At 38.0% G+C, this 6786-nt stretch carries 5 protein-coding genes and 1 pseudogene; 1 reads left to right on the forward strand and 5 read right to left on the reverse strand.

Going from position 1 to position 6786, the window contains the following annotated elements; all coding sequences use genetic code 11:
- The 5 genes and pseudogenes from B4G94_RS00005 to B4G94_RS00030 all read right to left on the reverse strand — a co-directional run.
- Nucleotides 1-385 (reverse strand): annotated as a pseudogene (locus tag B4G94_RS00005) (hypothetical protein); the annotation flags it as partial.
- Between the two features lie 1777 nt (nucleotides 386-2162).
- Nucleotides 2163-2912, reverse strand: coding sequence for a carboxypeptidase-like regulatory domain-containing protein (locus B4G94_RS00015; RefSeq protein WP_286856391.1), 750 nt, complete (start codon nucleotides 2910-2912; stop codon nucleotides 2163-2165).
- Between the two features lie 220 nt (nucleotides 2913-3132).
- A complete protein-coding gene (locus B4G94_RS00020; RefSeq protein WP_286856392.1) occupies nucleotides 3133-4554 on the reverse strand; it encodes an MFS transporter in 1422 nt (473 codons plus the stop codon).
- Between the two features lie 41 nt (nucleotides 4555-4595).
- A complete protein-coding gene (locus B4G94_RS00025) occupies nucleotides 4596-5636 on the reverse strand; it encodes a bifunctional transcriptional activator/DNA repair enzyme AdaA (protein ID WP_286856393.1) in 1041 nt (346 codons plus the stop codon).
- Between the two features lie 193 nt (nucleotides 5637-5829).
- Nucleotides 5830-6324, reverse strand: a complete 495-nt coding sequence (locus B4G94_RS00030; RefSeq protein WP_286856394.1) for a hypothetical protein — start codon at nucleotides 6322-6324, stop codon at nucleotides 5830-5832.
- Between the two features lie 111 nt (nucleotides 6325-6435).
- On the opposite strand from B4G94_RS00030, the gene B4G94_RS00035 reads away from it, so the two are divergent.
- Nucleotides 6436-6786, forward strand: a 351-nt coding sequence (locus tag B4G94_RS00035) for a hypothetical protein (protein WP_286856395.1), incomplete at its 3' end; no start/stop codon positions are given.

Consider the following 6786-nt stretch of genomic DNA (forward strand, 5'->3'; position numbering starts at 1 on the left):
CTTTCTTCCACATGGCTAAATTGTATCCGAATAGCGATGCATTTAAAGCAGTAAGCTGCTTTAGTTTAAATACCTTATTGACGTCATAGCTTACCGAAAGCCGACGCAATTTCACAAATGAACGATCAAAGACATTGGCAAAAAGTTTACTTTCGGCTTCCGTCACACGCGCCTGATACGGATAATTCTGGCTCCATGCCTGCCAATCAACGGCCTTGGTATTATCGGTATAGGTACGTGTATCCGAAGTAATATTGCCGTTCACATCGCGAGTCAGCTCTCCACCTGTTACAATCACGCCATCAGGTACAAACACAGGTTTTCCAGCGTCGTACTGTTCCTGGCGATACAAAACAGATGATGGATGTTTACCACCCCACCACATTTTTTCTANNGGTTTGCAAAACCAAATTGCCAATCCGGCTGGAAATAGCCCAGATATTGTGGGAAAGGATTCTTAGTTGGCATCCCGGTATTCGGATTTAGGATAACCTCACCATCAGCGGATTTCTCCCAGACCGTTCCGTAATAACTGTCCGCACGATCTCCTTTTTTTAAGTTTCCGTATTTAGCCTGGTTATTATAAATTTCTTCCAGACGCTGTACCGCACGCGACCAATTTACGGTCGAGGTCCAGGCAAATTTGTCACTTTTAATGATATTTCCCGTTAAAGAAACTTCCAGACCTTTGGTACGGTATTTATTTCCATTGACTTTGCGCGATGTGAATGCTGAGGCCCCAGAAACACTTAAGTCTATAATCTGATTTTTGTCGACAACATTATAGTAGGTGACATCTGCCGAAATTCTATTTCTAAACAAGGCCATTGAAGCTCCCACTTCCAATGAGATTGATTGCTGCGGAAGGATATCAGGATTTATAATTCCTGCGGGATAAGTCACAGACGGCGTCGAACCATAAGTGACATCTTTCTTATAGGTGGCAGCAATGCTATAAGGATCCAAATCAGAAGATACGGATGCCCATGAGCTATACAGCTTAACAAAGTCTATTTGCTGGGGTAGTTTAAAATAATCGGAAATCACACTACTCAACGAGACAGATGGGTAGAAAAAAGATTGATTTGCTTTTGAAAGTGCCGATGACCAGTCGTTTCTGCCTGAGAAATTCAAGTATGTGGACTTAAATACGTTTAAGTTTACAGATGCATAGGCACTTCGGATTATTTTCTCAGTGGTTGTATTGGTAGCCTTTACGGGTCCTTGCGTGTTTCCCAAATTGTAGACAAAAGGAACCACCAAACCATCTGTCGTTTGATAAAGTTCCCGATAATCGCGTTTGAAGGTAGAGGAACCTGCGTTGACAGTTAATCCAAAATCATCAGACAACTCTTTAATATAGGTGGCTAACACATCCGCATCAAAATTAAGCTGTTTACTGTCCCAATTTTTATAATCACCATTTCGGGAATCGCCATAGTTCATATACGATTTGGGGCTCTGCATATCTTGGAACAGATTCTTCTGTCTAGCAGCAGCACGGCCCTTTATCGTAAATTCAGGAGAAATACGCCAAGTCAGGGCAGTCTGTCCATGCAAAATATCCTGATCATATACTTGATTTAATTCATTGGCGGCAAAATAAGGGTTATTGTACCATGCATAATTATAGTTCGCCTGACGATAGCCTTCCTGCCCTGCAATATAGAGATGATTCTTTAGTTCCTGTCCATTTACATCATTCCCCATCCATAGTAAAATCGTATACATGTGATTTTTGGGCCCATATCCATATCTTGGATAGTTTGGAGACTTTACTTTATTATAGGAGAGGTTAAGATCCAATTGTACTTCGGGCGTAAATCGATACGAAGTGTTTAGGTTCAATCCACCTGTAGAGAGCTTGGTGTTCGGTACCTGGCCTTTTTGGTAAGCATACTTTCCAGTTCCAAATATGCTGACTTTTTCTGATCGGTAAGACAGTGTTGCATTGTTCTCCGTGATTAATCCTGTACCGAGAAAGTCCTCCAAATTGTTGTGTGCCACCCAGTCAATCGGTACCCTTTCATAACGCGACTTATCGTTATACTTTGTTCCGCTGACATCTCCCCACCAAGGAATCACCTCGCCAGTTTGTTTATCACGAATAGGGCTATTCCATTGAGCCACCTTTATGCCAGAATTCAGTTTCGGGCCCCAGGTCATATCGCCATCAGAGATTCCCCCATCAGCACCATCCCAAAACTNNCATTTTTACCGCGTGATCCATACAAAGATGAAGCTGCCGTTCCTTTCAAAACGTTGATGTTCTCGATATTTTGGCTTGACATATCGTAAAAATCAGATTCTACAGGAATACCATCAACAACAATTAAAGGCGTTTTCCCACGTAATTGAAAAGATGGTGCTTGGAAAATACCTGTTGGATTATTTACAATTAACCCAGATACCTGCCCTGTTAAAGCCGTACCGATGTTCATTGTTTTAGACTCCTTGAGCACATCCAGTTTAACTTCCTGCGTAGCATAACCGATCTGCTTTTTCTGTTGCTTAATCCCAATTGCGGTTACAACAACCTCGTCCAACTGTGAGTTATCTTTCTCCAAAACAACTTCAAGCTGGTTGTCTGTCGCCGTTATTGTGACCGTTTTATAGCCTAGCGAAGAAATACGGATTTGATCCCCAGTCTTTCCTTTCAGGTTAAATTGACCATTAAAATCGGTACGGGTACTTTGTTTGCTTGTTTCGTTAATGATGGTACCACCGTCTATGGCCTTGCCATCCTGGTCTCTGACAATCCCCTTAATGAGAGACTGATCAGCCATTTCAAAGTTAGTAATTTCATGTGTTAGATTTGCCCAAACCATGTCAACACTTGCTGCATTTAGTAATGCCAATGCTAAGGTAACCTGGGCTGTTTTCTTAAATTGAGGTAGCTTAATAGGTATCATTATCTTGAATTTGCGCCAAAATAAAGAAGCTAATATTAGCTCAGGATAAAGGTAGTATTAACAATATAAGCTTAACAACAGCTTATTTTTGGGTTAACACTTTACAAATTTTATGAAGTGCATATATATGCTTCTTTCAGCCGTATTTCCTTTATCGGATACCGCTTTACAATTCACATTGCGCTAAAATCTACATGTGCTTTGAGCTACTTCGATGGTTTTATTCTAATTTATGTAAGGATGCTTTTTCAGATTTAAAAGAATAAGGTAATTTTGATAACATCCACCACACCATGATCAGAAAAAAAATGCCTACCGACAACCCTACTTGCAGAGCAAAAAGATAATCATTCCTGAAATATTCATGTTCCAGAATCGAGTAAAAAATTCCACCGATGATACTTATTCCTAATGCGGAAGCTGTCTGCTGAAATGTAGAAAATATTCCAGAAGCAGCACCTGCATCTTTTTCCTCAATATTATCCAAAACAACATTCAATAGAAATGGAAGAACTAAACCGTTGCCTAATCCATACACTCCTATCAAGAGCATAGAAATGAATGGAAGGTCCCTGTGCGAAAAGAATATTATTTGTAAAATAAATGATACTAAGATGATAGACAGTCCTAACTGAAGAACACGTTTACCATATCGAGGTAGGAGTTTTCCCGCAAAGACTGATGAAATCATAAATAGAAGAGCATGGGGAACAAAATACATACCGCAGGCTAAAGCTGATATACCCAATCCACTTTGTAAATAAACAGCAACAATCAATAAATAAGCAGTATGAAGCATAAAATGAAACAGTACGGCATATAATCCTACCTTAAAATCTTTTAATTTGAATAATGAGATATCAATCAAAGGATCTTGTTTGCGTGCAAGTTTTCTTTGTTGAATGACAATAAAGCTAGCCAGAAATATGATGGACAATAGAATTAACGTATAGAACCACCAAGGAAATCCATTCTCTCTGCCTTCAGTCAAAGCATAGATGATACAAGCCAATCCGATTGTCAGATACAAAGCTCCTTTGTAATCAAACTTCACTTTTTTCAATAGTGGTGTCTCGGCCAGATAAAAATGTATTGCTAGTAAAGACAATATGCCAACAGGGAAATTAATGAAAAATATTAATCGCCAGCCTTCGATTACGAAATTTGTCTCTGCTAAATATCCCCCTAAAACTTGTCCAATAATGGCAGCTATGCTTAATGTTATACCATACCACCCAATTGCAACTGCTCTTTCCTTACTATCTGTGAACAAAACTTGAATTAATGAAATAGACTGAGTTACCATAAATGCGGAACTAACGCCTTGAAAAAAACGTGAAATATTTAATTGTGTCGCATTTTGGCATAATCCGCAAATGCAAGATGTGATTGTGAATGCCAGCATTTCCCATAAGAAAACCCTCTTTTTACCTAGAAAGTCGCCGGCTCGTCCTCCCGTTATCAAAAAGCAGGCACTTCCTAACAAATATGAGGCTATTACTAATTGTATTTCACCATCAGAAGCGTTTAGACTTGTCTTGATGGTCGGAATTGCGATATTGATAATAAAGATATCAATTACGTATAGCAAGGGTGCAGTAAGCACTACGCAAAGTGCAAACCATTTGTTAACAGTTTTCATAAGATTAAAGGATTAGTATTGTAGATCGATAAATGGAGTGCCTAGGATTTTTTGCTCTCCAATTCCAAAAGCCATTTTTTACGCCAGATACCGCCTCCATATCCAGTCAGGCTTCCGTCTGTTCCAACAACACGATGGCAGGGTATTAAGATCGAAATTTTATTCAATCCGTTCGCGTTTGCGACCGCCCGTACCGAATCTGCGCTGCCTATGGCAATTGCCTGTTGCTTGTAGGTTTTGGTTTCGCCATAGGGAATATTTTTAAGCGCTTCCCATACCCTGTTTTGAAAGTCTGTTCCTGGGCTATATAGCGGTACTGTAAATTCTTTGCGATTTCCTTCAAAGTACTCTTTAAGTTCCCTTTCCAACAAAGTAAAATGGGGATTGTCCCCCTGGACAATCGTCGCGTTCAACGTTTTCGCTAAATGTTTAAGCTCTGTTTCCAACATTTTTCGATCTGTAAACTCAAGTAAACATACACCCTCGGCTACAGCACAGGTATACATCGTACCCAAGGGAGTTTCTATTCTTTTTAGATCAATTATGTTTTGTTTCTTGCTATTTTTAGGAGAAACTCCAAAAATATGCTTGAAAGAATCCCCAAAACCGCTAAGTGATTCGTATCCTGAATTAAAAGCGACGTCTGTTACAGATTCACCGTTTTGGATCTTTTTAAATGCTGAATTTATCCGGAACATTCGCTGATAAGCGTGAAATGTGATGCCGTGATTTTTCAAAAACCATCGTCTTAACTGATGGGGCTCGACACCACGCTGACGTAAATCGTAGTCCTTAAATTTTAAGCTTGGATCCGCGGATAACTCGGTGATAATCTTTTTGATATAGGAAGGCGTCTCGCTCAACATTTCAAGTGGATGACATACCTTACATGCGCGGTAGCCGCGAAGGATACATTCCTTAGTCGATTTAAAGAATTTGATATTGTCAGGTTTTGGTTTCCTTGCGGTACAAGAAGGCCGACAAAAAATACCTGTTGTCCTCACAGCAGTAAAAAACACACCTTCATACTTGATATCTCTGTCTAGTATTGCCTGATACATTTGCTCAAAACTTAATTCCATACAATTACCTATGATTATAGAACAAATTTACCGGTGTTATAATCGATCTACAACCGAAAAATTAACAAGTATTTTTTTCGCCTAGAACTGTTTGGTTTAGAGATGCTCGCGACGTCGGAATAAGCTTATTTGCAAATTGGACTTCGTGGTCTAAGACACTTTTGGTCCGTACATTAAGCGTTTGTTGAAGTCATCACGAGACAGATGATGATTGTGTGTAGTTTTTTAATTTATTTATTATTTTTCGAGTAATGCTTTCAACATTCTTCCAATCCCATAATTCAGGATTTGTATGTAACCAATTTTCAGCTCTTTTTTTAGAATTTACAGATACACGGCATTCAACATCATTTGAGTTTGTTACTAATTTCAAATCTATGAAGATTATAGCCCAGCCATCAATTCTATAGCGATAAGTATTTCCCTTACAATATTTAGGATTTAATTCTATTTTTGAAATATTAAATTTACCTTTTGATGCTGGATTATAAATTCCAAATGTGAAATTTCTTACATTATTTAAAATTCCTTTTAAAAGATAATCATAAAATTCTGTTGAATTACTAAATCTAATAATTTCTTTTTCCATATCGGAATAAGATTCATAAAGTTCATTTTTAGAATCTGAAATAATAAATTCTATTAATCCGATGACCTGATTTTGAGTTAAGATTTCTGTTCTCTGCATTTTATGATCTACATTTTGTACTCCGATAGAAATTTGTATTTTAGTTGAAAGGTTCGGTTTCGGAATCCCCACCTTCGGCAATACTCAAAACGTTATCTAAAAAATTGACTTGTGAAAAAATATTATTTATTTATAATAGTTTTATTGACTTTTATTTCTTGCAAAGGCCAGGAAAATAAGACAGAACTTTTGGATAAACTAAAATACAATGCGGATAAGAGTAACTATGGTATTCAACCAACTTTTTATTATCCAACAGAAATATCAATAAATGATTATCCGGTTTTTAGAGGTCTTGAATTCTTCGGAAATACAATTCCAAATTTCATTGACATTGGGATTAACAAAAGTGGAGAACAAGAATTAAAAATTCTAATCGACTTGGCAAATTACAAAAAGCAAGGGAAACCAATTTTAAAAATACTCTTGATCCGGTCAACTGCATATTCCGGGGATGTTGAC

Origin of the sequence: Sphingobacterium sp. UBA7625, from assembly GCF_002484085.1 — a bacterium.
Lineage (GTDB): Bacteria > Bacteroidota > Bacteroidia > Sphingobacteriales > Sphingobacteriaceae > Sphingobacterium > Sphingobacterium athyrii.

What these genes read in the sequence shown, in the direction of transcription:
- B4G94_RS00020 (WP_286856392.1), bottom strand. Translation starts at nt 4,554, where the DNA reads ATGAAAACTGTTAACAAATGGTTTGCACTTTGCGTAGTGCTTACTGCA.
- B4G94_RS00025 (WP_286856393.1), bottom strand. Translation starts at nt 5,636, where the DNA reads ATGGAATTAAGTTTTGAGCAAATGTATCAGGCAATACTAGACAGAGAT.
- B4G94_RS00030 (WP_286856394.1), bottom strand. Translation starts at nt 6,324, where the DNA reads ATGCAGAGAACAGAAATCTTAACTCAAAATCAGGTCATCGGATTAATA.